The sequence below is a fragment of the Bacillus sp. YBWC18 genome (assembly GCF_002998775.1).
Classification (GTDB): domain Bacteria; phylum Bacillota; class Bacilli; order Bacillales; family Bacillaceae; genus Bacillus.
In genome coordinates, this window is record NZ_PVRI01000004.1 from 42496 (window position 1) to 67282 (window position 24787).

General features: G+C 43.3%; 26 protein-coding genes, 1 pseudogene and 1 riboswitch. Of the genes and pseudogenes, 19 read left to right on the top strand and 8 right to left on the bottom strand.

The genetic code is table 11. From position 1 onward, the window contains the following. Positions 1-16 precede the first annotated feature (16 nt). Both C6348_RS19075 and C6348_RS12180 read right to left on the bottom strand, forming a co-directional pair. A pseudogene (locus C6348_RS19075) lies at positions 17-508 on the bottom strand (thioredoxin domain-containing protein); the annotation flags it as partial. A gap of 64 nt (positions 509-572) precedes the next feature. Further along, positions 573-1079: a hypothetical protein gene (locus C6348_RS12180; RefSeq protein WP_106043270.1), complete on the bottom strand. Its 507-nt coding sequence runs from the start codon at positions 1077-1079 to the stop codon at positions 573-575. Positions 1080-1272: 193 nt separating this feature from the next. Here C6348_RS12180 and C6348_RS12185 point away from each other — a divergent pair, with 193 nt between their 5' ends. The 7 genes from C6348_RS12185 (at position 1273) to C6348_RS12215 (ending at position 5358) form a co-directional block, all read left to right on the top strand. After that, positions 1273-1533, top strand: coding sequence for a metal-sensitive transcriptional regulator (locus C6348_RS12185; protein ID WP_003217059.1), 261 nt, complete (start codon positions 1273-1275; stop codon positions 1531-1533). Between the two features lie 125 nt (positions 1534-1658). Beyond that, a complete protein-coding gene (locus C6348_RS12190; RefSeq protein WP_106043272.1) occupies positions 1659-2141 on the top strand; it encodes a DsrE/DsrF/DrsH-like family protein in 483 nt (160 codons plus the stop codon). Positions 2142-2155: 14 nt separating this feature from the next. Beyond that, a complete protein-coding gene (locus tag C6348_RS12195) occupies positions 2156-2509 on the top strand; it encodes a rhodanese-like domain-containing protein (RefSeq protein WP_106043274.1) in 354 nt (117 codons plus the stop codon). Positions 2510-2556: 47 nt separating this feature from the next. After that, positions 2557-3117, top strand: a complete 561-nt coding sequence (locus C6348_RS12200) for a sulfurtransferase TusA family protein (RefSeq protein WP_106043276.1) — start codon at positions 2557-2559, stop codon at positions 3115-3117. Between the two features lie 14 nt (positions 3118-3131). Continuing rightward, entirely contained in the window at positions 3132-4259 is a 1128-nt protein-coding gene (locus C6348_RS12205; RefSeq protein WP_106043278.1) for an MBL fold metallo-hydrolase, read from the top strand. Between the two features lie 33 nt (positions 4260-4292). Further along, entirely contained in the window at positions 4293-4523 is a 231-nt protein-coding gene (locus C6348_RS12210; protein WP_034664361.1) for a sulfurtransferase TusA family protein, read from the top strand. 58 nt (positions 4524-4581) lie between these two features. Next, positions 4582-5358 carry a sulfite exporter TauE/SafE family protein gene (locus tag C6348_RS12215; protein WP_106043280.1) on the top strand — a complete coding sequence of 259 codons (777 nt, stop codon included), beginning with the start codon at positions 4582-4584 and terminating at the stop codon, positions 5356-5358. A 35-nt stretch (positions 5359-5393) separates the two neighbouring features. On the opposite strand, the gene C6348_RS18905 is transcribed toward C6348_RS12215, so the two are convergent. Together C6348_RS18905 and proS are read right to left on the bottom strand one after the other, a co-directional pair. Further along, positions 5394-5570, bottom strand: coding sequence for a hypothetical protein (locus tag C6348_RS18905; protein WP_189293938.1), 177 nt, complete (start codon positions 5568-5570; stop codon positions 5394-5396). Between the two features lie 329 nt (positions 5571-5899). Continuing rightward, positions 5900-7333, bottom strand: coding sequence for a proline--tRNA ligase (proS, locus tag C6348_RS12220; protein WP_106043282.1), 1434 nt, complete (start codon positions 7331-7333; stop codon positions 5900-5902). Positions 7334-7730: 397 nt separating this feature from the next. Further along, a riboswitch (purine riboswitch) is annotated at positions 7731-7830 on the top strand. A 77-nt stretch (positions 7831-7907) separates the two neighbouring features. Here proS and C6348_RS12225 point away from each other — a divergent pair. The 6 genes from C6348_RS12225 to C6348_RS12250 all read left to right on the top strand — a co-directional run bounded on the left by C6348_RS12225 (position 7908) and on the right by C6348_RS12250 (position 11964). Further along, positions 7908-9080, top strand: coding sequence for an MFS transporter (locus C6348_RS12225; RefSeq protein WP_106043284.1), 1173 nt, complete (start codon positions 7908-7910; stop codon positions 9078-9080). A 249-nt stretch (positions 9081-9329) separates the two neighbouring features. Continuing rightward, positions 9330-9788 carry a MarR family transcriptional regulator gene (locus C6348_RS12230; protein ID WP_106043286.1) on the top strand — a complete coding sequence of 153 codons (459 nt, stop codon included), beginning with the start codon at positions 9330-9332 and terminating at the stop codon, positions 9786-9788. Between the two features lie 117 nt (positions 9789-9905). Continuing rightward, positions 9906-10151 (top strand): hypothetical protein, encoded by a 246-nt coding sequence (locus C6348_RS12235; RefSeq protein ID WP_106043526.1) that lies wholly within the window; start codon positions 9906-9908, stop codon positions 10149-10151. Further along, positions 10148-10609, top strand: coding sequence for a 2-thiouracil desulfurase family protein (locus tag C6348_RS12240; protein ID WP_034664351.1), 462 nt, complete (start codon positions 10148-10150; stop codon positions 10607-10609). Before C6348_RS12235 ends, C6348_RS12240 begins: the two co-directional genes overlap by 4 nt. A 29-nt stretch (positions 10610-10638) precedes the next feature. Beyond that, the gene (locus tag C6348_RS12245; protein WP_106043288.1) at positions 10639-11055 is read left to right on the top strand and encodes an MlaD family protein; all 417 of its coding nucleotides are present in this window, start codon (positions 10639-10641) and stop codon (positions 11053-11055) included. Between the two features lie 81 nt (positions 11056-11136). Beyond that, a complete protein-coding gene (locus C6348_RS12250; RefSeq protein WP_106043290.1) occupies positions 11137-11964 on the top strand; it encodes an aldo/keto reductase in 828 nt (275 codons plus the stop codon). Positions 11965-12005: 41 nt separating this feature from the next. Here the strand turns inward: C6348_RS12250 and C6348_RS12255 are convergent, their stop codons facing one another. Then, a complete protein-coding gene (locus tag C6348_RS12255) occupies positions 12006-13088 on the bottom strand; it encodes an iron-containing alcohol dehydrogenase family protein (protein ID WP_106043527.1) in 1083 nt (360 codons plus the stop codon). Positions 13089-13287: 199 nt separating this feature from the next. Between C6348_RS12255 and trhO the strand changes: the two genes are divergently transcribed. Then, positions 13288-14256 carry an oxygen-dependent tRNA uridine(34) hydroxylase TrhO gene (trhO, locus tag C6348_RS12260; protein ID WP_060595437.1) on the top strand — a complete coding sequence of 323 codons (969 nt, stop codon included), beginning with the start codon at positions 13288-13290 and terminating at the stop codon, positions 14254-14256. A 343-nt stretch (positions 14257-14599) separates the two neighbouring features. Continuing rightward, positions 14600-16219, top strand: a complete 1620-nt coding sequence (gene aimA, locus C6348_RS12265) for a glutamate/serine transporter AimA (RefSeq protein WP_106037042.1) — start codon at positions 14600-14602, stop codon at positions 16217-16219. Positions 16220-16253: 34 nt separating this feature from the next. Here aimA and C6348_RS12270 read toward each other — a convergent pair whose 3' ends face one another. Continuing rightward, a complete protein-coding gene (locus tag C6348_RS12270; protein WP_106043292.1) occupies positions 16254-16454 on the bottom strand; it encodes a hypothetical protein in 201 nt (66 codons plus the stop codon). A 185-nt stretch (positions 16455-16639) separates the two neighbouring features. Here C6348_RS12270 and licT point away from each other — a divergent pair, with 185 nt between their 5' ends. The 4 genes from licT (at position 16640) to arr (ending at position 21898) form a co-directional block, all read left to right on the top strand. Next, positions 16640-17476, top strand: coding sequence for a BglG family transcription antiterminator LicT (licT, locus tag C6348_RS12275; RefSeq protein WP_034664343.1), 837 nt, complete (start codon positions 16640-16642; stop codon positions 17474-17476). A 234-nt stretch (positions 17477-17710) separates the two neighbouring features. Then, positions 17711-19570, top strand: coding sequence for a beta-glucoside-specific PTS transporter subunit IIABC (locus C6348_RS12280; protein WP_106043293.1), 1860 nt, complete (start codon positions 17711-17713; stop codon positions 19568-19570). A gap of 19 nt (positions 19571-19589) precedes the next feature. Next, entirely contained in the window at positions 19590-21011 is a 1422-nt protein-coding gene (locus tag C6348_RS12285; protein WP_106043295.1) for a glycoside hydrolase family 1 protein, read from the top strand. A 470-nt stretch (positions 21012-21481) separates the two neighbouring features. Beyond that, complete coding sequence (gene arr, locus C6348_RS12295; protein WP_034664337.1) at positions 21482-21898, top strand: NAD(+)--rifampin ADP-ribosyltransferase; 417 nt, start codon at positions 21482-21484, stop codon at positions 21896-21898. 60 nt (positions 21899-21958) lie between these two features. Here the strand turns inward: arr and C6348_RS12300 are convergent, their stop codons facing one another. Further along, positions 21959-23878: a BglG family transcription antiterminator gene (locus C6348_RS12300; protein WP_106043299.1), complete on the bottom strand. Its 1920-nt coding sequence runs from the start codon at positions 23876-23878 to the stop codon at positions 21959-21961. Then, positions 23875-24759, bottom strand: coding sequence for an ROK family protein (locus C6348_RS12305; RefSeq protein ID WP_106043301.1), 885 nt, complete (start codon positions 24757-24759; stop codon positions 23875-23877). The genes C6348_RS12300 and C6348_RS12305 overlap by 4 nt, the downstream gene beginning before the upstream one ends. Positions 24760-24787 lie beyond the last annotated feature (28 nt).

The window sequence follows — 24787 nt, forward strand, 5'->3', positions numbered from 1 at the left end:
TCCGCAAATTATTTGTCGCCTTCTCTGCTAATGAATCGATATGATCGCGGTCGTTGTGGTACGCATCCAGCAGTTGCGTCAGTGCTTCAATGAAGCCAGGACGTCCGTAAGCACTTCTCTTTGGAAAATAAGTCCCCGCATAAAAAGGCTTTTGATCAGGCGTGACAAATACGTTCAACGGCCAGCCGCCTTGCCCCGTCATCATCTGACAAACAGACATATACATAGAATCGATGTCTGGACGCTCCTCACGATCGACTTTAATCGAAATGAAATGCTCATTTAAGATGTCAGCGACTTGCTGATCTTCGAAGCTTTCGTGTGCCATGACGTGGCACCAGTGACAAGTGGCGTAGCCGATGCTGACAAGCACCGGTTTATTTTCACGCTTGGCTTTGTCGAAGGCTTCTTGCCCCCACGGGTACCAGTGAACTGGGTTGTGAGCGTGTTGAAGGAGGTATGGTGATTTTTCGTTGATGAGTTGGTTGGGTGTTTGGTTGTTTGGCATGGGTCACCTGCTTTTTTGTTTTTATTTTTTATAAGATCCCTCATTTGGAAGGAATTTATCAACTTTACTTCTTCACCAGCACATATTGTAAGTGTTCTAATTCAAACATATCAATCAGTTCATCGATCTCTTTAAAATCGATATGTTTTCCAAATCGTTTTTTGCTTAGGTCAATTTCTACATCTAATTGATCGTCTTTTTCTTTCGTTTCCAGACCGTCTACACAAGAGTAGATTTCAATGGTTTCTCCTTTTGACAGCTCTGTTTCAATGAAAAGGAAAAGAGGACGAAGAGAATGAATGATGTCTAATTCATAAACAAAAGAATGGGTGAATTTATCTCTTACTGCTTCATAGACCGGATCTACATAAGCAATGTGAATGCCAGCAAAGTCCTCTTCTGTTTCGTATACTTCTATCAAGGGCTCTTCTTTTTGATAGATTTTGGTCTTTTTTCGTTTTCTATCAACCTTTTTGATATTGAGTTCAGAGAGTGGTTTATAGGTAGGCTTTTGACCAAAGATACCAAGCGGCAGCTCTTTATTAGCACCAATATAGTGATGTAAAGTCATATGTGTGTCCTCTTTTCGCCAACTAATTTCTCGTGCATTGATTAACTTCTTTTTATCAATAAATGGTGGAATGTGCAATTCTTTTCACATACGATCTTTCCTTTCTCTATAAAAAGGAGGGCAAGTCGTTTGACTAAATACCTCTTAGGGTATACTATCTGTTCATAGAAAGAATAGAAAGGAGTGCTGGTACATGGAATATAATCAGCAGATGAAGAACCGTCTTCGCCGGATTGAAGGGCAGATTAAAGGGGTTCTTGCGATGATGGAGCAAGGCAAAGATTGCCGCGAGGTGGTCACGCAGCTGTCTGCATCACGTAATGCCATTGATCGGGCAATGGGTGTGATTGTGAGTACAAATCTTGAGCAATGTGTTCGTGAAAGTCTTGAACAAGGCAAGGATACGGAAGGTCTTGTGAAAGAGGCAGTTGAGCTATTGGTGAAAAGCCGGTAAGAAATTCCTCAGCCTTTGGAGGTTGACGGATTTTTTTACTTGATATAATATACCCTCACCGGTATATGTATATATATTTTTTATTTTTATATACCCCCATAGGTAATATTTGAAGGAGGAGCAGAATGGAAGAACAGAAAAAACGTACGACGATTGTGTTATTCAGTGGAGATTATGATAAAGCGATGGCAGCTTACATTATTGCCAATGGTGCAGCAGCCTATGATCATGAGGTAACCATTTTCCATACGTTTTGGGGGCTGAATGCCTTGCGTAAGGATGAGATGGTGCCAATGAAAAAAGGATTTTTAGAAAAAATGTTTGGGAAGATGATGCCGCGCGGGGCTGATCGAATGGGGCTGTCAAAGATGAATTTTACAGGGATGGGGCCGAAAATGATCAAGCATGTGATCAAAAAGCACAATGCTATGACCTTGCCGCAGCTCATTGATATGGCAAAGGAACAGGATATCAATCTCGTGGCATGTACAATGACGATGGATCTTTTAGGATTACAGGAGAAAGAATTATTAGATGATATTCAATATGCTGGTGTAGCGGCATATTTAGCAGAAGCTGAAATCGGATGTGTGAATTTATTTATCTAGTGAGGTGATACAGGATGGTGCAGACGATTTTACTCATCATCGTGATTGGATTACTCGTGAGCCGCTTTCTGCCGGTACGAGGTGTGAAGCAAATGGATGCAGCCCATATGAAAAAGAAGCTGAAAAGCAAAGGTCAACAGCTCATTGATGTGCGCTCTCCTAGTGAATTTCAAACAAACCATATCAAAGGCTTTCAAAACATCCCGTTGTCTCATTTGAAGAAACGAGCTTCTCAGCTTGAGGAAAATAAAGAGGTCTATGTAATATGCCAAAGCGGAATGAGAAGTATGCAGGCGGCGAAAATATTGAAGAAGCAGGGATTTACTCAAATTACAAACATTAAGGGTGGCATGAATGCTTGGCATTAAGTGCGCATGAAAATATACCCCTATCCCTATATGAAGGAGGACATGACATGCAGCAACCAACTGTCATTTTAGATGCAAAAGGACTGGCATGCCCGATGCCGATTGTGAAAGCAAAAAAACAAATGAATGAGCTTTTGCCCGGAGATGTACTTGAAGTGCAAGCCACCGATAAAGGGTCAGCAGCGGATCTAGCGGCTTGGTCAAAAAGTGCCGGCCACGAATTTTTAGGAACAAAAGTAGAAGGTCAGGTGCTTCATCATTTGATTCGTAAGGGCGGAGAACAAGAGAAAGAAGGGAAGTCCATGATTTCGGAAATGTCTTTGGAGACTTTTCAACAGAAAGTAAAAGAAGATCCATCTTTGTTTATTTTAGATGTGCGAGAGCTGGATGAATACGAGGCGGGGCATATTCCGGGAGCTGTTCATATTCCCCTTGGTGAGGTTGAACAACGTGCGGAGGAATTGAGCCGAGAGACGGACATTTACCTTATCTGTCATTCAGGCAGAAGAAGTGAATTAGCTGCGCAAAAGTTAAAAGAAAAAGGATTTCATCAATTGGTGAACATCGTGCCAGGCATGAATAGCTGGACAGGAGCGATTGAAAAATAGGAGCTGAATGAAACATGACGGTAAAAGCGATGACTGCAGAGCAGTTAACAAAAAAGATCGTGAACAAGGAACCGATTTTGTTGCTAGATGTGCGAAATCAAGCGGATGTTCAGGATTGGAAGATCGAAGGGGAAGCAATCGTTCATATGAATGTGCCTTATTTTGATCTCCTTGAAGGAGTAGAGGGCATTTTATCTCACATTCCTTATGACCGTGAAGTGTTGGTGGTTTGTGCCAAGGAAGGCTCCTCTATCATGGTGGCGGAGATGCTGTCAGAGGCGGGCAGAACGGTCCATTATTTAGAAGGCGGTATGAAGGCGTGGAGCGAGCATCTAGAGCCAGTGAAGATCGGGGATTTAACCGGCGGTGGAGAGTTGTATCAATTTGTGCGGATGGGCAAGGGATGCTTGTCTTATATGATCATGTCAAATGGAGAAGCCGCAATTGTAGATGCAGCTAGAATGACGGATATCTATACCCGTTTTGCTAAAAAACATCATGTCTCTATCACGCAAGTGTTGGATACTCATCTTCATGCGGATCATATTTCTGGTGGGAAAAGACTGGCTGAACAGACTGGTGCCAGCTACTGGCTGCCGCCAAAAGATGCAGAAGAAGTGATCTTTGAATATAACCGTCTTGAAGAAGGGCAGCGCATCACGATTGGAGCGGCTTCCATTGATATTCATCCGCTTTACTCACCGGGGCATACAATCGGTTCAACATCTTTTATCGTGGATGATCAATATCTTCTTTCAGGTGATATTTTGTTCGTTGATTCGATTGGAAGACCTGATCTCGCTGGAATGGCGGAGGACTGGGTAGGTGATTTGAGAGAAACACTCTATGACCGATATAGAGCACTTTCGAAAGAATTCATTGTATTGCCAGCGCATTTCATGATCATGGATGAAGTCAATGAAAACGGAAGCGTTTGGAAGGAGCTAGGCGTTCTATTTGAAAAAAATCATGGACTGAATATTGAAGATGAAGACGTATTTAGACAAATGGTCACGAAGAATCTGCCTGCACAGCCAAACGCCTATCAAGACATTCGTCAAGCCAATATGGGGAAGCTGAGCCCAGACGATGAAGCGCAGCGTGAAATGGAAATTGGTCCAAACCGTTGTGCGATTCGGTAATGTCCAATAAAATAAGGAGAGAGGAACAATCAAATGACATCAGATCAAATTTTAGACGTAACAGGGCTTGCATGCCCAATGCCGATTATTCGGACGAAGAAAAAAATGAATGACTTGACGGAAGGTCAAGTTTTAGAAATACATGCAACAGATAAAGGGGCTAAAGCTGACTTGGCAGCATGGGCGAAGTCAAGCGGACATGAATTGATCACGCAGACGGATGAAGGACATGTGCTGAAGTTCTGGGTGAGAAAAGGGTCCTAAAGGATGTAGGGGTATCTGCTGAAGATCCCCTTTTCCTTTTGCAAAGGAGGAGACCAGCGTGGATTTTGCGTTTTTGATTACACTTTTTATCATCGGATGTATTGGTTCCTTCTTATCAGGAATGGTGGGGATCGGGGGATCTGTGATCAACTATCCCATGCTGCTTTATATCCCGCCACTGGTCGGTGTGATGGCACTATCAGCTCACGAGGTATCAGGGATTGGTGCTATTCAAGTGCTTTTTTCGACGCTGGGTGGGGTATTGGCCTACCGAAAAAGCGGATATTTACATCGATCGTTGATTTTATATATGGGGAGCAGTATATTGGCGGGCAGCTTATTAGGCAGTTATGTCTCCCACTTTATGCCAGAGAATGGGATGAATCTCGTCTATGGATTGCTCGCGGTAGTGGCTGTGATCCTCATGCTGATTCCAAAAAAGGGACAGCGTGCAGACTCAGAGGGAGAAGTCACTTTTCATAAAGGGCTTGCGGCAGGTATTGCCTTTGTGATTGGCAGTGTTTCCGGGGTGCTAGGCGCGGGTGGAGCATTTATATTGGTACCGGTGATGCTGTCTATTTTAAAAATTCCTGTCCGGATGACGATTGCGTCCTCACTTGCGATTACGTTTCTATCTGCTATCGGTGCATCGACTGGAAAGGTATTGACGGGTCAAGTTATGCTTCTTCCTGCGGTTGTGCTGATGCTGGCAAGTTTAGTAGCTGCTCCGATTGGTGCTAAGGTCGGTCAGAAAATCAATGCCGTCTACTTACAATGGGCACTAGCTGTGATGATTACGGCGACAGCGGTCAAAATTTGGCTTGATTTATTATAAAGAAAAGACCAACAAAGCAAACGTGTTGGTCTTTTTTATGTGACGTCATCGTGCTCGATATATGTTTCAAGGGCTGGGTGATACTCTTTTTGATAATGAAGGTTGGGACATGTTTTCACGACTTTGCCTTGTAAGGCATTGGACTTAGAGACTTCTAATGCTGTTTTACATTTAGGGCAGCGTTCGGCAAACAGTGAGGGCCAGCGCTTCATAGATCACCACTCCAGTTAAAGTCTTAAAAACCGATTATATTAATATGAATTATAGGGGATCGTGCAGGTGAGGTCAATGGGTGTTTGGGTCTTTTTAACAAAAAAGAAGCCTCAGCGTGTAGATAAACCCTCGCATTCGTTGTCAGTTCTGCGCGCCGATGCTCACGAATGTCAAATTCGCTTCGCTTCGGTGCTCGTCCTTCCTAGACTTCAAAGGTTTTCAGGTCACGCTGAAAAGAAGACAAAGGGCTAAAATAAAGATCATTTTAGCCCTTTGTCAACAATCTGAAAGAAGCATCGTGAAGGATGCTTCTCTTTCGTTCCTATTCTTAATAAGCTTTCGCCCAGAAGACCATATCAGATGCAGGCTTTCCGCAGCAGACACATGTGTCTGAAACGGATTCCTGTTCAAATGGGATACAGCGTGAGGTCGCCCCTGTTCTTTCTTTAATGTCGTTTTCACAGGCTTCGTCACCGCACCACATGGCTTTAATCAATCGGTTTTCTTCTGAAAGAATGTGCTCAATGTCTTCAATTGTGTGAGCTTCTGATGTTTTTTCATGTAATCGTTCTTTCGCCTTTTCGTACATCGTCCGTTGAATGTCTTCAAGCGTGGATGTGATGGTTTGTTCAAGTGCATCTAATGTGACAGCTTGCTTTTCACCAGTGTCTCGTCTTGCGAGCATCACTTGTCCTTTTTCAATATCCTTTGGTCCCACTTCTACACGTAAAGGAATGCCTTGCATTTCACATTCGTTGAATTTCCAGCCTGGCTGTTTATCGCTTGTATCGATGTCAGCACGTGCGATGCGGGTGAGTCGATTTTTCAATTCGTAGGCATGATCGAGCACACCTTCTTTATGAGAGGCGATTGGCACGATCCGCACTTGGGCTGGCGCAATGTTTGGCGGAAGGACAAGCCCTCTGTCATCGCCGTGCACCATAATCATGGCGCCGATAATTCTTGTGGTGAAGCCCCAAGAGGTTTGCTGGACATGCTCTAGTTTTCCTTCACGGTTTAAGAATTCAATGCCAAATGCTTTGGCAAATCCGTTCCCGAAGAAGTGAGAAGTGGCCGTTTGCAGCGCTTTTCCATCATGCATCAAGCTTTCGACCGTATAGGTGAAGCGGGCACCAGCGAATTTTTCCTTCTCTGTTTTTCTCCCTTTAATGACAGGAATGGCAAGGAGCTCTTCGCAAAGAGAAGCGTAGATGTGAAGCATTCTTTCTGTCTCTTCAATCGCTTCTTGCTCAGTCTCATGGCATGTGTGTCCTTCCTGCCATAGGAATTCAAGCGTTCTAAGGAATGGACGTGTGGTTTTTTCCCAGCGGACGACATTCGCCCATTGGTTATAAAGCTTCGGTAAATCACGGTAGGAATGAATGATATTTTTGTAATGCTCAGCGAACAGTACTTCAGAGGTTGGTCTGACGCAGAGCCTTTCCTGTAATTCGGATTCACCGCCATGTGTGACCCACGCCACTTCAGGAGCGAAGCCTTCGATATGGTCTTTTTCCTGCTGCAGCAGACTCTCTGGGATAAAGAGCGGCATATACACATTCTCATGCCCTGTTTCTTTGATTTGGCGGTCAAGTTCGTCGCGAATATTCTCCCAAATTTTAAAGCCGTATGGCTGAATGATCATACTGCCTCTGACGCTTGAATAATCGACGAGGCGCGCCTTTGTGACAACATCTGTATACCACTGGGCAAAATCGTCTTCCATGCTTGTGATTTTTTCAACAAATTGTTTCTTTGACATTGCATGTTCCTCCTTTGTAAAAACAAAAAAGCTGTGCTTTAAGTTAGGGACCATTCCTGGTGGTACCACCCTAATTTAAAGCACAGCTTTACACTCGATCATGATAACGGTATGAACCGCTGTATGAAACAGAACTAAATCGGCAGGTTCACTTGAAGATGTCAGTAGGAACTTCTCAGCACCGTTCCCTCTCTGTTAAAGGTCAATTCAAGCTACTATTCCAGATCTACGTTGATCAATGTTCGTTGATTTTTCATCAGTTTACCTGTAAATGCAGGAGAAAGCAAGTTGTTCTGGGGTTTCTTGTCATGCTGCTCTGAGTGCTTTTGTGTGATCGTGAATTTGCAGTCATTTCCTATTTTTACAGCTTGCCAGTTATGTAAGGCTATGCTAATATATTTGAAGAAAAAAATAGACTTGTATAACCTCAATAATATGGTTTGAGGGTTTCTACCAGGATCCGATAAATCCTGATTACAAAAGCGCGCTTTCCTTTTTTGTAATCAGGGTTTTTTTGTTTGTCTGCGCCCTGTATCAAAAGTGAAAGCGATGATATATAGAAGGGATGTTAGACATGAACTGGAGAGTATATTTATTAGCCGTTTCTACTTTTGCGGTTGGATTAGTTGAGCTTGTGGTCGGGGGCATTTTGCCAAGCCTTGCAGAGGATTTGAATGTATCTCTTGCGACAGCTGGGCAGCTTATCACCGTATTTGCCATTGTGTATGCCATTTCAGCACCCGTGCTGCTGACCGCCACAGCCAAAATCGAACGAAAGCGTCTTTATTTAATAGCGTTATTGGTGTTTACATTAGGAAATGTGTTCACTTATTTTAGTTCGACCTTTGCCCTTGTCATGATCTCAAGGGTATTGATCGCGATGAGTACAGCGCTTGTGGTGGTATTGTCACTGACGATCACAGCTAAATTGGTGGAACCAGCGCATCGTGCGAAGGCATTAGGGCTGATTTTTATTGGGATTAGTTCTTCACTTGTTCTCGGTGTACCGATCGGTATTTTTATTACAGAGAGCTTTGGCTGGAGAGTGATGTTTTTAGGAATCAGTATTTTATCAGCGATATCGATGGTGCTGATCTATTTCCTATTGGAGAAAATGCCTGTTGAAAAAGTCACACCTCTGAGAGAGCAAATACGTTCTTTAGGGCATCCGAAAATTTTTAGTGCACATTTGATCAGTTTGTTTATGCTTGCAGGTCATTATATGCTTTATTCTTATTTCACTCCGTTTTTAATGGAAGTTCTGCATATGACCCCGTTCTGGATTAGTATTTGTTATTTGGTCTTCGGGCTTGCTTCTATTGGCGGGAATGGGTTTGGCGGCTGGCTTAGTGACAAGCTGGGTTCAGGGAAAGCCATTTTGCTGGTGACAATCGCATTTGCGGTTGTGATGTTTATCCTTCCTTATACAGCGGGTGTGTTTGTCCTCTTTATGGTCATGGTTGTCCTATGGGGAGCGCTTAGCTGGGCATTAACGCCTGCCTTGCAGAGTTATTTGATTCAAACAGATCCTGTTACGTCTGATATTCAGCAAAGCTTAAATACATCGGCCTTGCAAATTGGTATCTCAATTGGATCAGCGGTTGGCGGTGTCCTGTTTACGATGACCGGTTCATCTGTTGATCTGGCGAAATTCGGTGCAGTTTTTGTGCTGATTGCCTTTAGCTGTGCGGTGATTTCGTTGAAGAGACCGCCACTTTATATGGATCGTCAGCATCGTGCTGAATAGCTGCCTCATGATAGGCAGCTTTTTTTCTGTTCTATATTATTACAACATCACACGAAAAGAGCCTTTCTTTCCATGAATTATAGCAAATAAAAGAAAGAGGAGCTGTGACATGATGGGTCAACTAGTAGAAAAGTACATACACCATTTTCAGGTCTGATGGCCTGTTCTTTTTCTCACACTGACATTTCTTTTGACTCCTCTTTTAATTATTAGTACCATTTTATTAACCAGTTAAGAGTGGAGGTTCAGATGGAAACTAAAGAGCAGACTGTATTAAAAGCGATTCAAGATCTGATTATGCATAGGGAAAAGAGACGGAATGATCCAACAGATCCACTGATTACCACGACTGATACACTCAAGCAAGATTGGACACTCACACAGCTTCACATTTTATCGATGATTCAAGCCAATCCAAACGAATCAAATAATACATTTCTTTCTCAACAACTAAAACTATCAAAACCTGCCATTACAAAGGCTGTGAAAAAACTAATTGATAAAGGCATGGTGGACTATTGCCACCGGCAAGGGGATAAGAAATCTGTCTACTATTCATTGACAGAGAAAGGCACGCAATTGGCAGCGCTGCATGATGAACTGCACGAGAAAGCTGTCGCGTCCTACTTAGAATTTCTCCAGCAGTTTCATGAAGATGAATTACAAGTGATTGAGCGCTTTTTGAAGGCTTGGAAAGAAAAGATATAGATTAAAAAAACCGAAACCGAAACCATCGGAGAAAATGAGATGATTTCGGTTTTTTATATGGTAAAATTAACATATATTTACGTTATTCGTGATCATGCTCAAAAGGAGGGAGCTTCTTTGGAGAAAGAGATGATGGAAAATTTTAAAAAGTCCGCCACCATCATGCCGTTCGTTGGATTGTTTGTCAGCTTGCTATTATATGTTTATTTTTTTGGCATTACTGGAGTTGAAGGGTCGATTTGGACTGCTGCTTTGTATTGTGCTCTGCCCTTTTTGGTGTACACGATATTTTGTTTGCCGATAAGTATTTATTTTTCGGTCAGTAGAAAACGTTCAATCCATAAAAATGAGGAACAGACGTGATTGTAGTCAGCGCTTGTCTTGCTGGGTTGAAGGTCCGGTATAATGGCAGCCATCGATTAGATCAGCGAATTGAAGAGCTTGTGCAGGAAGGAAAGGCTGTGACAGTTTGTCCTGAACTGCTTGGCGGCTTCTCTACGCCTAGACCACCGGCAGAAATCATTGGCGGAGATGGATATGATGTTTTACGGGGGCAGGCTGCTGTTGTCGATGTTCATGGAACTGACGTCACAGAGATGTATGTAAAAGGTGCAAAAGCCACGCTGGAACAGGTTCAGTCTCTGAAAGCAACAGCGGTTGTGCTAAAAGAGTACAGCCCTTCTTGCGGTAGCCGGCTGATTTACCAGGGAGAGTTTAACGGTAAGACAAAAGCTGGTGATGGTGTGACGTCCGCCTTGCTGAAACAGCACGGGATTCAAGTGTTCTCTGAGGAGGATGATTGGACTTCGTTGTTTCAATAGGTGTGGTGTGGATAGAAGGAGGAGCTAGGTTGAAAAAGTGGATCATTGGTTTAGTTGTAGTGGTTTTAATAGGAATTGGTATTTATTTTATGATCAATGCCAAAACGTACTCTTTTGATGATGTGACCTCACTGGATAAGAATAAGGTGACTTCGATTCAAATTGAGCATGACAATGAGCAAGTTGTGGTAGATAAGAAAGAAGATATTCAAAAGCTGCTGAATGAATTTTCAGGTATGAAATTAAAGAAGGCGAATGGCGCTAAAAAAGAAACAAAAGAGTCTTATTGGATTAGGGTGTTAGAGGAAGGCAATGTTACATACGGATTCGTCTTTTATGATCAAGCTTATTTAGAGACATATGATGGTTCTAAAACGAAAAATAAGATCAGCGAATACCAAATCGTTGACGCCAATCAAGTCGATATAGGACAATATATCAAATAACACCAGCGAAATTTCTTGCATGATCAATAGAAAATTCGGGTATAGTGCTTGGTAAGTAAAAATGAAGCGGAGGTTTGTTTGATGAGTGGATTAACAGATACAGTCACATTAGCAAACGGAGTAAAAATGCCGAAGCTAGGCTTTGGTGTATGGCAGGTAAAAGATGGGGATGAGGCTGTAAATGCAGTCAAAGACGCTCTTGAAGCGGGCTACCGCAGCATTGATACAGCAGCGGCCTATCAAAATGAAGAAGGGGTAGGCAAAGCCATTCAGCAATCAGGCATCTCTCGCGATGATCTGTTTATTACGACAAAGGTCTGGAATCGTGATCAAGGCTATGAAGCAACACTTGAAGCCTTTGAAACAAGTATGAACAAGCTTGGGCTAGATGTATTAGACCTTTATTTAATTCATTGGCCAGTTGAAGGTAAATATAAAGATACTTGGAAAGCACTAGAGAAGCTGTATAAGGATGGACGCGTTCGAGCCATCGGTGTGTGTAACTTCCATCAGCACCACCTAGATGATTTATTAGAAGAGGCAGAAGTTGTGCCAATGGTCAATCAAATCGAGCTGCATCCAAAGCTGACGCAGGAGCCTTTACGAGACTACTGCAAGGAGAAAGGGATTCATGTAGAAGCGTGGTCACCATTAGGCAGCGGGAAGCTTCTGAACCATCCTGTTCTTCAGGATATTGCGAAAAAACATGACAAATCCGTGGCACAAGTCATTCTTCGCTGGGACTTGCAGCATGATATTATCACTATTCCAAAATCTGTGACGAAGAGCCGAATCATCGAAAACACACAAGTCTTCGATTTCGAGCTGTCCGCACATGAGATGGGCGTCATCGATCAGCTTAATGAAGATGAGCGCACAGGTCCAGATCCAGATAACTTTGATTTTTAATCGAAAGAAAAGCACAGGTGAGATGCCTGTGCTTTTTTTATTTAACGGTTTTTCGAGGCTGATACGTTATCAATGTCTTGAATGGCGTCGGCAATTTGCTCTTTGGAATAGTCTCCAATCAAGCAAAAAGTTTCGTCTGCACGTGCAGCATGGCTTGCCACTGTTTTTGCGGCTTCTTCCAGCTGGGCTGTGATGCCAAGCTCACGCATATTTTTAGGTAATCCGAGTGTTTCATAAAGCTCAAGTAATTCTTCTACTTCGCTCATTCGATTTTCTGCGGCAAGCTGAACAAGAATGCCATAGGCCACTTTTTGACCATGTAATACGTGATGCGTTTCTTCAATAAATGTCAATCCGTTATGGATGGCGTGAGCTCCTGCCATTCTGCCGTAGCGTCCCCCGTACCCGCCGACCGTGCCGGCTAATGTAATAATGGTATCCGTTACATCCGCAAATGCTTGCGAAAGCTGACCCGTTTGTAAGCTGTGGACAGCTTCTTCGCTATGAGAAACAAGAATATCTCTCACGTATACCGCCTGTTTTAGTGCAGCATGCACCATGAGCGGTAAGGAATCCTTTGCGTTTCGAATAATGGCTTCCGCTTCATACCATTTGGCCAGCGTATCTCCAATCCCACTTTGAAGGTAGGAAAGAGGAGAAGAAAGCAAAAATGTATGATCAATGAGCGTGAGGTAGCTGGACCGTTTATGATAATCGACTCTCATGAAATTCCCCTTGTCATCATAAATGACGCTAAGCGGTGTAGATGCAGCACATGTCCCTGGGATGGTTGGAACCATGATCACTTCAATTTGAAGAGCTTCTGCTACTGACTTGGCGGTGTCTAAAATCGTGCCGCCTCCAATCCCAATCATCACATCTGCCCCTTTCAGTTCTTCAGCAATTCGTGTGATCGCATTTGGTGAACTGTATCCTTTGTGCTGAACAACAGGCCAATGAGGTGGAAGCTTTGTGTACGCTGAAAAAGCATGAAATGAATCGTGTCCCGTCAGTACAGCGGGCGACTGGAAGGATGGAGAAACAAGTGAATCGAGTTCATGATAAATCCCTTTTTGAGAAATAAATTGGTTTGGGCCGCTTCTGACGATATCTTCTGGCTGGATCATTGCGTTCTGCTCCTTTACAACATCATATTTCATAAATCATCTCATTTTACAGAAAGTTCTGTCAAACAATCGATAATATGAGGAGAAAGACCCTTCCGTTTTATGGAATTGAGCCGCTGACATTGCCTTTAGGTATGTATTTCCTGTATGATAAAGAACGGTATGTTTTGATTAAATTTAAGAGGTGTTTATATATATGGAAAAACAATATCGTGTCTTACTTTACTATCAATATGTCCCCATTGAGGACCCAGAGACGTTTACAGCAGAGCATCTAGCATTCTGTAAGGAGCTTGGTTTGTTAGGCCGTATCCTTGTGTCAGCAGAAGGCTTGAACGGAACTGTTTCTGGTACCATTGAGCAAACGGACAAGTACATGCAAGCGTTAAAAGAAGATCCGCGCTTTGCGTCTATGCCGATCAAAATTGACGAAGCAGATGGTCATGCGTTTAAAAAAATGCACGTCCGCCATCGGAATGAACTAGTGAATCTTAGCCTTGAAGATGACGTGAATCCGTTAGAATTAACAGGTAAACATCTCAGCCCGGTTGAATTTTACGAGCAAATGCAATCACCTGATACCGTTGTGATTGATGCACGTAATGATTACGAGTTTGATGTCGGCCACTTTAGAGGGGCAGTACGTCCTGATATCGAGACATTCCGCGAATTACCTGAGTGGATTCGTGACAATAAAGAGATTCTTGAAGGGAAAAAAATCCTGACGTATTGCACAGGCGGCGTACGCTGTGAGAAATTCTCAGGCTGGTTAAAGCGTGAAGGCTTTGAAGATGTCTCTCAGCTTGACGGCGGAATTGTCACGTACGGAAAAGACCCAGAAGTTCAAGGAAAGCTATGGGATGGTCAATGCTATGTGTTTGATACCCGCTTAACAGTGCCAGTGAATCAAACAGAGCATGTAGTTGTCGGAAAAGATTTCTTCACCGGTGAGCCTTGCGAGCGTTATGTGAACTGTGCAAACCCTGCATGCAACCGCAAAATGATTGCAACAGAAGAGAGCGAGCATAAGTATATGCGCAGCTGCAGCCATGAATGCCGTACAAGTGAACGTAACCTTTATGTGAAACAGCACAATCTGTCTGAAGAAGAAGTGCAAGAAAGACTAGCTGTGATTGAAAAAGAACAAGCAATCTCACAAGGATAGAGGGACCCCCTTTATCCTTTTTTTCTATACACGAGAGGGTTCAGAAGAAAGAGGGATTCATTTCCTCTTTCTTTTTTTTGTTTTGTTTTTTTCAAAATAAGGGTAAAGGTAGTTATTCAGTCTAATAGATTGAATCGTTGAAAAAGCGCTTTCTTTAGAAATAAGCATGTTCGACTATTTCAGAAAATAGAGAATTGAGAGATAATAAAACAGGCGAAAAAATGAACAAGGGTAAAGATTTAGTTGAAGAAATATTTGTCAATTGAATGAAAAGTGAGCTGCAAGTAAGAAAGACGCTTACTTGGGCACATGCTTTGTAATTTAATCGAAAGGTGTTATGAACATGAATCATTTGCATCGTAGAATGGGAACTTTCGCTTTAATGATGGTAGGTCTTGGCTCAATCATTGGTTCAGGATGGCTTTTCGGTGCTTGGCGTGCCGCTCAAATTGCCGGCCCTGCTGCTATTTTGTCCTGGTTGATTGGGATGGTCGTGATTTTATTTATCGCTTTGTCTTATAGTGAACTCGGATCGATGTTTCCAGAGGCAGGCGGAATGGTGAAATATACGCAATATTCACACGGCTCTTTTATCGGGTTTATTGCTGCTTGGGCAAACTGGATCGCTATTGTCTCCGTCATTCCTGTTGAGGCGGTGGCTTCTGTCCAGTATATGAGCTCATGGCCTTGGGAGTGGGCAAAGTGGACAAGCCATTTGGTCACAAAAGGGGTTTTGACGACAGAAGGGCTCATGGTCGCCAGTGTACTTCTTGTGATTTACTTTCTGCTCAATTATTGGACAGTTGGGTTATTTTCAAAAGCGAATACATTCATTACTGTGTTTAAAATTGTCATTCCAGGATTAACAATTGGTGCGCTCTTATTCGTAGGTTTTCATAGTGAGAATTTTACTTCTGGAACAAGTATTGCCCCTAACGGCTGGGCGAGTGTGCTGACAGCTGTTGCGACATCAGGGATTGTGTTTGCCTTCAATGGCTTCCAAAGCCCGATTAATATGGCAGGTGAAGCGAAAAATCCAGGCCGATCGATTCCGATCGCCATTGTTGGATCCATTTTGATTGCGACTTTAATTTATGTGCTTTTACAAATCGCCTTTATCGGTGCTGTCAATCCGTCCATGATTGTGAATGGATGGGGCCATTTGAATTTTAACTCGCCATTTGCTGACCTTGCCATTGCGCTTGGGATTAACTGGCTGGTTCTGATTTTATATGCAGATGCTTTTGTATCACCTTCTGGTACAGGGATTACGTATACGGCGACGACGTCCCGTATGATTTATGGAATGGAAAAAAACAAATACATGCCAAGCGTGCTTGGCCGTCTGCACCCTATTTACGGTGTGCCTCGTCCAGCGATGTTTTTTAACTTAGCCGTATCGTTTATCTTTCTGTTTTTATTTAGAGGCTGGGGTGTACTTGCAGAAATCATTTCAGTTGCGACGCTCATTTCTTATTTGACAGGTCCAGTGACCGTTATGACACTGAGAAAGACAGGGACAGATTTATATCGTCCGCTTCGAATAAAAGGACTCAGCATCATTGCTCCTCTCGGCTTTGTCTTTGCCTCATTAACGCTGTATTGGGCGAGGTGGCCGTTAACAGGTCAGGTGCTGTTCATTATCCTCATCGGTCTTCCGATCTATTTTTACTATCAAGCAAAAGCGAAGTGGAAAGGCTTCGGCCGCAACTTTAAGGCGGGTGCTTGGATGGTCGTGTACTTGCTTGTGATGATGACGATTTCCTGCCTTGGCAGTGACAAATTCGGCGGCTATAACGTCATTCATTATGGCTGGGACATGGCACTTATTACAGTGGTTGCCTTGCTATTTTATATGTGGGCACTCAAAAGTGGATTTGAAACAGAATTTCTAAAGGATGCGAAAAAAATTAATGATGAGCTGCGTACTTCTCAGCAAGAAGCCGCATCATCCAAAGAATAAAGGAACGGCTGCCTGAATATCGCGGGCAGCCGTTTTATTTTGATAAATGATGCATCACGTGCTGCCTTAGCCAAGTGGTGACACCGCGCAAAACGGCTGCTGTGACAAATGAGATGAGCACATACTTCCAAAGCTGATCCATGCCTTGTCCACTAAGCCAAAACACGATTCCTAGAAAAACGAGTGTGAATAGAAGCATGAATAAAAATGATGCAGACCAGAAAAAAGCCTTCACTGAAGGTCACCTCCTCGGAGTATTGTATGCAGGCAATTGAAGGATCAGACCAGCTATGACGGGGGAGAATTATGGTGAAATCTATTGCAAAAGTCAGATAAAAACACCAAGTGATTTGACAGTTATGTTAAGATGAGAGCATATTTTGAGAGAAGATTGTGGTTCATAGACGGAGGTGTTTGGGGTTGCAGATACAAAAAGTTCTAAACAATAATGTCATTAGTGTGATAGATGAACAAGGGAAAGAAATCGTCGTCATGGGGAGAGGTATCGCGTTCAAGCGGCGACCTGGGGACCCGGTAGACGAGTCGTTAATCGATAAAGTCTTTCGACTAGAGGATCATTCCGTTCATGAGCGGATGAAAATGCTGCTTCTGGAGGTTCCGTATGATGTGGTCAAGGTAACCGAAGAAATGATTCAATATGCACATACAAAGCTGAACCGAAGATTAAACGAAAGTCTGCATGTATCACTCGCAGACCATATTCATTACGCCATCGAACGATTGAAGAAAAATCACCTCATTGAGAATTCGCTCATTTGGGAAATTAAACGCTTATACAAAGATGAATTTCTTGTGGCAAAGGACTGCCTTGAGATGATTGAAGAGCGTCTACATATTGAATTGCCTGAGGATGAAGCAGGCTTTATTGCTATGCATATCATTAATGCAGAGCTCAATGAGGACATGAATACAACGGTCAATATCACAAAAGAAGTAAACGCCATTCTCACCATTGTGAAATATCATCTCAATATGGAATTTGATGAAGATTCGCTCAACTTTTATCGTTTTCTCACGCATTTACGCTTTTTCGTCCAGCGTCTGATGAACGAAACAATGCTTGTCAGCGAAGATCATGACTTGTATCAGCTAATCAAGGTAAAATATCCGAAGGCATACGAATGTGCAAAGAAAATCGCAGAATATGTCTATCAAACCTATCACCGAGATCTCACATCAGAGGAGATGCTGTATCTATCTATTCATTTGAATCGATTGATCAAACGAGAAAAATAAAGGTAGTTTTAAAAGAAAGCGTTGACATGAGAAAAGCTGAGTGGTACTATTTGCTCATAAACATAAAAGAATACGGTTTCACAATGATCGTCTTAGAGGATTGTGACTGTTCGGCAGGCAAAACCTAAACGTTCACTGAAAAAGCGCAATGGCAAGTTGCGACTATTTTTGGTGCCCGTTTAGGTTTTTATTTTGCCCAAAAACGTATTTTTTTGAAAAAAAGGGGGTTTTTGTATGAGTTATCGTCAATTAGCAGAAGACATTATCAAACACATTGGCACAGAGAAAAACGTTCATTCACTGGTCCATTGCGCTACAAGACTTCGCTTCACATTACATGACCGATCAAAAGCAGACAAAGCAGCCATTGAAAAATTAAATGGTGTTGTAACCGTCATGGAAAGCGGCGGCCAATTTCAAGTAGTCATTGGCAATACAGTACCAGAGGTTTATCGAGAAATTGGGGAGTTTACGAATCTATTAGAGGATTCCACTTCTTCATCTGCAAAATCAGGTGGAGAGAGTACAAGCCTTTTCGGAAAATTCGTCGACATTGTCTCTGGTATTTTCACACCACTTCTCGGTGTCATGGCGGGTGCTGGTATTTTAAAAGGTCTATTAGGTATCTGTATCAATGCGAAATGGTTATCACCTGAAGATACGTCGTACCAAATTTTATTTGCTGCGTCTGACAGCTTGTTCTACTTCCTGCCATTACTGCTCGCATTCACTTCGGCGAGGAAGTTTAGAGCGAATCCATTTGTCGCTGTGACGATTGCTGGTGCACTCATTTACCCAACCATTCAAGAGTTGTCAAAAGGCGGCGGAGATGTGACTTTCTTCGGTATTCCGGTCGTCTTAATGTCTTATACATCGACGGTTATTCCAATCATTTTGGCAGTGTTTGTCATGGGGTATATCGAACGTTTCTTTAATAAAGTCATTCATGAAAGTGTCAAAAACTTTATTACACCACTGATTTTACTTGTCACGGTTGTTCCGCTGACACTCATTGTATTCGGCCCATTTGGTGTGTATGCAGGGAACGGCATTGCAGCTGTCTTGCTGAAAATATTCTCCTTTAGTCCTACACTTGCAGGTGCTTTAATTGCGATGGCATGGCAGGTTCTCGTGATCTTCGGTATCCACTGGGGTCTAGTGCCAGTGATTTTAAATAATATCGCCGTCCATGGAAAAGATCATATCAAGCCGGCTACTGCGCCAGCTGTATTCTCACAAGCCGGTGCCTCAATCGGTGTTATGCTGAAAACAAAGAATAAAAAACTGAAATCATTGGCTGGATCGACAGCGGTTTCTGCCGTGTTTGGGATTACAGAGCCAGCTGTATACGGGGTCACGCTTCGTTTGAAAAAACCATTTATTGCAGCCGTTCTCTCTGCCGGTGTCGGCGGTGCGATCATCGGTTATTCACAAAGTATTGCGATTGCGTCAGGGCTTCCAAGTTTACTGACACTTCCGATTTTCTACGGACAAGGCTTTACAGGGTTCATCATCGGAATCTCGGTCTCGTTTGTTCTATCCATCGTCTTGACTTATTTGATTGGATTTAAGGATCCAGTAGATGAAGATGACACGCCAGCACCGATTTCCGCACCAACAATGGAAAACGAACATGGGGTCAAAGCAGCTCATGTGAAGAGTCCTTTAAAAGGCGAGGTGATCAAGCTGGAGGAAGTGCAGGATAAGGCATTCTCATCTGGTGCACTAGGAAAGGGTGCAGCCATCATTCCATCAGAAGGCAAGCTGTTTGCACCAGTATCAGGAGTCGTGACAACGGTGTTCCCAACAGGCCATGCGTACGGCCTTACCTCTGAAAGCGGAGCAGAAGTGCTCATTCACATTGGACTGGATACCGTCCAATTAGGCGGTCAGCATTTTGCCCCGAAGGTCGTACAGGGGCAAATCATCACAGAAGGTGAACTGCTTGCAGAATTTGATATTGAAGCCATCCAAGCTTCCGGCCTTTCCGTCACAACACCAGTGATTATTACCAATTCCGGTGAGTTTAGCGATATCATAGAAACAGAAGTAAAACAAATCACACCAGGACAATCATTTTTACATCTCGTTTAATCAAGAGGAGGAAGAAATTATGAGATATTCAACACTAGCACCATTTCCAAAGGACTTTTTCTGGGGCGGATCTACTTCCGCCTATCAAGTAGAAGGTGCGTGGAACGAGGATGGCAAGGGGCCTTCTGTCATTGATATGAGAGCAAGTTACCCTGAAGGGACAACGGATTTTAAAGTCGCAAGCGATCACTATCACCGCTATAAAGAGGATGTGAAGATGTTTGCAGAAATGGGTTTAAAGGCTTATCGCTTCTCTATTGCATGGACACGGATCATTCCAGATGGAGATGGGGAGATCAATCAAAAGGGGATTGAATTCTATCATTCTCTCATCGATGAATTGCGCCGCTATGACATTGAACCAATCGTGACAATGTATCATTTTGATCTGCCTCATGCGCTTCAAGTAAAAGGCGGTTGGTCAAATCGTGCGACAGTAGATGCGTTTGAACGTTATGCAGAGGTTCTCTTTAAGGAATATGGCCAGAAGGTAAACTATTGGCTGACCATTAATGAACAAAACATGATGATCTTACATGGATCGGCGCTCGGTACACTTGATCCAAATTTAGAAAATCCAAAAAAAGAACTGTATCAGCAGAACCACCATATGCTCGTAGCTCAGGCGAAAACCATGACGCTTTGTCATCGTTTGCTGCCTGAAGCGAAAATTGGACCAGCACCAAATATTGCGCTCATTTATCCGGCATCTCCAAAGCCTGAGGATGTGCTTGCTGCGGCGAATTACAATGCGATCCGCAACTGGCTGTATCTTGATATGGCAGTCTTCGGCCGTTATAACAACCTTGCTTGGGCATACATGAAAGAAAAAGACATTCTTCCTGTTATTGAAGAGGGAGATATGGATATTTTGAAAAGTGCGAAGCCAGACTTCATTGCCTTTAACTACTACACATCTCAAACGGTTGAAGCGAGTAAAGGAGATGGCAACGATGAATTTGCACGCGGCGGAGATCAGCATTTAAAATCTGGTGAAGATGGCGTATACAAAGGCGGCAACAACCCGTTCTTAAGTAAAAATGCGTTTGGCTGGGAGATTGACCCTGTCGGCTTCCGTTCAACGATGCGCGAGATTTATGACCGCTATCAGCTGCCGCTTATTATTACAGAAAACGGATTGGGTGCTTTCGACAAGTTAGAAGAAGATGGTTCGATTCAGGATGATTATCGAATTGACTATTTAGAAAAGCATATCGAACAAATCAAATGGGCGATCACAGACGGAGTCGATGTCTTCGGATACTGCCCGTGGTCTGCAATCGATCTAATCAGCACACACCAAGGATGCTCCAAGCGCTACGGATTCATCTACGTCAACCGCGACGAATTTGACCTAAAAGACCTCAAACGAATTCGTAAAAAGAGCTCTTATTGGTACGAAACCTTGATTCAGCAAAATGGAGAGAACATCGGGGAGTAACAGATAAAAAAGCCAATCACCTTATGCGGGTGGCTGGCTTTTTTTCTTCATTCACTCTATTAGCAAAATCATATTGTTCGAGTTGTTCTAAAATGATAGTCTAATTATATATTGTAAAATTTGGTTTAATATCCATTATAAGAGAGGGTCTGTTTATATGATGACGATTCTTTTTCTGTTTTTCTTATTGTTTTTCATTGTTTATGCTTTGAATTATATAGGTCAGAAATTAATTGCAAAGGAATACCCAATGAACCATGGTGTGATTGTGACTCTATCAGCTGTGGAAGGTATTCTTGTTTTTGTACTTGTTGGTGTTAATGAGAAGTTTCCATTTTTTTAGATCCAAACACATCTTGCTCTCTACTATTATTATACCGCGAATACAATCTCATTTACAGACTGTTTTCCGCCCAGATCAGGCCGTATACTGTTATACGCAAGTCAAAAACGATAAGGGGTGCGGCTGTATGAATGACAATGAGCAGGTTTTAGATCCTGGCCCATTTTTTCATGGGACGAAAGCAGAATTGAAGATTGGAGATCTGCTTGAACCGCTGTATTTATCCAATTTTCAGGATAAAAAATCAAACCATATCTATTTCACTGGAACATTAAATGCGGCCAAATGGGGTGCTGAGTTAGCAAGGTCAGATGCGAAAGAGAGAATATATCTTGTAGAACCGTTAGGCGAGTTTGAAAATGATCCGAATTTGACTGACAAAAAATTTCCCGGCAATCCAACACGTTCTTATCGATCGAAGTCCCCTTTGAAAATAGTCGCAGAATTAGGTTCATGGGAAAGACATTCTGATGAAGAAATTGAACATATGCTGAGCTCTTTGAAGAAATTAAGTGAAGAAGGAAAAAATGTCATATACGATTGATGATCCATATTCTAAATAACACGAAGGCCGCCTCATTAACTGGGCGGCCTTTGTTCTATCTTATTGAAACAACGCATCCATCAACTCAACAAATGTGTTTGCTTGCTTCAAGGAGTGAATGCGGTTTGGATTGTCCAGTAAATCGACGGCTTGTTCAAAGAATTGATTCATGCAGGCTGCGTCATCCTTATGAATGGCTAATAAAAAGACAAGTGATACTTCATCTCCCTGCCAGTCAATTGGCTGTTTTAAGTGTGCGATGGCTACGCAGGAGGTGCCTTCATTTGTGATGAGCGGGTGCGGCATAGCCATTCCTCTGCCAAGATAGGTAGACGACATTTGCTCCCGCTCAAGCACCGAGGACCGAAAAGAAGGCGATACTAGCTGATGCTTCTCTAAACGGCTGCATAGTGTGTCTAATACCTCGTCCTTGCTGGATAGGTCAGCATTCATTAAGGTCAATCGTTCTTGAAAAAATGCCATCAGCTCTTTAGAGGGAGTCCCATGTCCATTTAATAAATGAATGACCTCATTTACCCGCTGTACATCATGATGTTCAAAAAAAGCGCTGACCTGAATCACGGGTTTTCCCTTTGATGCGAGTGGGACGGTTGTAATGATGACATCACAGGGCAGGGTGGTGCTCATGAGATAATCCTGATAGGAATACAGCTCGACGATTTCCAGTTCGTGCTGAAAGGCTGCCTTCAATTTAATTTCAAGCAGTCTTGCCGTCCCTAGTCCAGACCCGCACACGATAATGGCTTTCTTTTTTTGCGAGGTATCGAGCTGACTTCTTTCAAATGAAGCAGCGATATGCAGGGCAACATATGCCGCCTCGTCTTCATTTGGCGTCCGTACCAGCTGTAAGGCATTCAGTCCGCTGACAGCCAAATCAAACGGGTAAGGATAGGACGCTTTGATCTCATGCAAAAGCGGATTTTGTAAGGATACGCCATATTGGATTCGATTTAATAATGGCTTCATATGAAGCATCAAGTCTTGCTGCAGGATGTTGTCATCTGCAAAGCGGTGGCCGCTTGTTTTCTCAATGTGCTGTAGAAAGACCGCAACCGCCTGCTGAACTTCCACTGTCGTCTGATGCTGGGCGGCTTCTTTCCACGTTTGATTCGCCAAAAGATGCATCACTAAGTAATCTGTTTCATCCTCTGATAAGATGACGTGAAAGGTGTCACTTACCTGCTGTATGATCTTTTGGGCAATTCTCATTAAGACTTGCGATCTTTGTGTACGAGTGGTGCTGGCGGATATCCGCTGGTTTTTTCGTGTCTGCTGAATCGCAATCGCTAAGTGAATGACTAAGTTTTTTAAGGCAATGTCTTTAATGAGCAATGACTCTTGATGCAGGTTCGTCAAGACAATAGATCGAATGGTTTCAAGAGAAATATCAGGAAAATGGAGCTGCTCCCGCTCGGTGATATGAGAAAGTGCAGGCTCTTCCTCAAGGAGTAAGTCTGCATAGCATGTTCTTTTTTGCAGCTCGTCTCCCTCAATCTTTAAGCCAAAACCAGGCTTTGACACAAGGGTCATGCCGTAACGGGCTAACAGCTCTCGTCCTTTTTTTAAATCACTGCTGACCGTCATGCGGCTGATAAACAGTTCTTCAGCCAGCTGGTCAATTTTTAAGTAATCCGGTTGAAGCAATAGCTTTCTCATCATAAATCGTACACGCTCTTCTGGCATGACGGGGACGAGAGAGCGGGCAGGAAGCTTCTGTTGATGAAGCCAAAGCAGGAAGGCGTCTTGGTCACTTGTTAATAGGGTGTATCCCTTTCCGCGGATCGTTTTAATCTTGGCTCCAGCTTCCTTTAGTTGTTCATTTGCTTCTTTGATTAAATTGCGGATGGAGCGGTCAGATAAGCGAAAAGAGGCAGTGAGCTCCTCCAGCTTCACGAACCCCTTCGTTTCAAATAGCCGTTGAATCAGCTGATAGGTTCGAGGATCTGCCGTCATCATCATTGCGCGGCTCCTTGCGCCTGTAAGGCATCAGTACCAAGAGCGATTGCGCCCATTAAACCAGATAATCCATCAAAGGATGGCTTGGTGATAATTTCATTTAAAGGCTTTGGCAGTTTCAAATAGCCGCCAAGCCGCTTTTCTGTTTCATCAAGAATGAGCGGCAGCATAGCGGGCTGTTTCATCACACCTCCGCCGAGAATGATGCGTTCAGGTGAAAGAGTGAGTAATAAATTGGCGGTCATCTGCCCGAGATAGTAGGCATGAAGTGACCAGGCAGGATGCTCCTCTGGCAGCATTTGCGCCAGTGTATGATAGCGTCCTTCTATGGCAGGTCCAGATGCCAGTCCCTCTAAACAGTCGTGATGTATTGGGCAGCAGCCTCCGTAGGAATCATAAGGATGCCGCTGAACGGTGATATGACCCATTTCTGGATGCAACAATCCGTGAATGAGGCGGTGTTCAATATAGGCACCGCCGCCTATTCCTGTTCCAACTGTGATGTAAACCAAAGAAGCAGGCTTTTGTGCTTCGACCGAAAAGCGGGCTTCTCCGAGTGCTGCACAGTTCACATCGGTATCAAGCTTCATCGGGAGCCCAAGGGCTTGTTTTAAGGTTGAGAGGAAAGGGAATTGGCGCCAGGCTGTTTTTGGTGTATCTAAAATCGTCCCATAGCTTGGGCTTTGTTCTTTTACATCGACAGGCCCGAATGCCCCAATGCCAATGGCATCGACAGGATGCTTTGTAAAGTAATCGATCACTTGCCGGCATGTTTCAATTGGGTTTCCTGTTGCAAAGGAAGTCATGTGTTCAATCGTTCCGTCTGTTGTTCCGTAGCCGCAGACAAATTTTGTTCCGCCTGCTTCAATGCCTCCAATTCGCATGATCAATGCCCTCCATTAAAGAGGGGCG

What these genes read in the sequence shown, in the direction of transcription:
- C6348_RS12180 (WP_106043270.1), bottom strand. Translation starts at nt 1,079, where the DNA reads ATGACTTTACATCACTATATTGGTGCTAATAAAGAGCTGCCGCTTGGT.
- C6348_RS12185 (WP_003217059.1), top strand. Translation starts at nt 1,273, where the DNA reads ATGGAATATAATCAGCAGATGAAGAACCGTCTTCGCCGGATTGAAGGG.
- C6348_RS12190 (WP_106043272.1), top strand. Translation starts at nt 1,659, where the DNA reads ATGGAAGAACAGAAAAAACGTACGACGATTGTGTTATTCAGTGGAGAT.
- C6348_RS12195 (WP_106043274.1), top strand. Translation starts at nt 2,156, where the DNA reads ATGGTGCAGACGATTTTACTCATCATCGTGATTGGATTACTCGTGAGC.
- C6348_RS12200 (WP_106043276.1), top strand. Translation starts at nt 2,557, where the DNA reads ATGCAGCAACCAACTGTCATTTTAGATGCAAAAGGACTGGCATGCCCG.
- C6348_RS12205 (WP_106043278.1), top strand. Translation starts at nt 3,132, where the DNA reads ATGACGGTAAAAGCGATGACTGCAGAGCAGTTAACAAAAAAGATCGTG.
- C6348_RS12210 (WP_034664361.1), top strand. Translation starts at nt 4,293, where the DNA reads ATGACATCAGATCAAATTTTAGACGTAACAGGGCTTGCATGCCCAATG.
- C6348_RS18905 (WP_189293938.1), bottom strand. Translation starts at nt 5,570, where the DNA reads ATGAAGCGCTGGCCCTCACTGTTTGCCGAACGCTGCCCTAAATGTAAA.
- proS (WP_106043282.1), bottom strand. Translation starts at nt 7,333, where the DNA reads ATGTCAAAGAAACAATTTGTTGAAAAAATCACAAGCATGGAAGACGAT.
- C6348_RS12225 (WP_106043284.1), top strand. Translation starts at nt 7,908, where the DNA reads ATGAACTGGAGAGTATATTTATTAGCCGTTTCTACTTTTGCGGTTGGA.
- C6348_RS12230 (WP_106043286.1), top strand. Translation starts at nt 9,330, where the DNA reads ATGGAAACTAAAGAGCAGACTGTATTAAAAGCGATTCAAGATCTGATT.
- C6348_RS12250 (WP_106043290.1), top strand. Translation starts at nt 11,137, where the DNA reads ATGAGTGGATTAACAGATACAGTCACATTAGCAAACGGAGTAAAAATG.
- trhO (WP_060595437.1), top strand. Translation starts at nt 13,288, where the DNA reads ATGGAAAAACAATATCGTGTCTTACTTTACTATCAATATGTCCCCATT.
- aimA (WP_106037042.1), top strand. Translation starts at nt 14,600, where the DNA reads ATGAATCATTTGCATCGTAGAATGGGAACTTTCGCTTTAATGATGGTA.
- C6348_RS12280 (WP_106043293.1), top strand. Translation starts at nt 17,711, where the DNA reads ATGAGTTATCGTCAATTAGCAGAAGACATTATCAAACACATTGGCACA.
- C6348_RS12285 (WP_106043295.1), top strand. Translation starts at nt 19,590, where the DNA reads ATGAGATATTCAACACTAGCACCATTTCCAAAGGACTTTTTCTGGGGC.
- arr (WP_034664337.1), top strand. Translation starts at nt 21,482, where the DNA reads ATGAATGACAATGAGCAGGTTTTAGATCCTGGCCCATTTTTTCATGGG.
- C6348_RS12300 (WP_106043299.1), bottom strand. Translation starts at nt 23,878, where the DNA reads ATGATGATGACGGCAGATCCTCGAACCTATCAGCTGATTCAACGGCTA.
- C6348_RS12305 (WP_106043301.1), bottom strand. Translation starts at nt 24,759, where the DNA reads ATGCGAATTGGAGGCATTGAAGCAGGCGGAACAAAATTTGTCTGCGGC.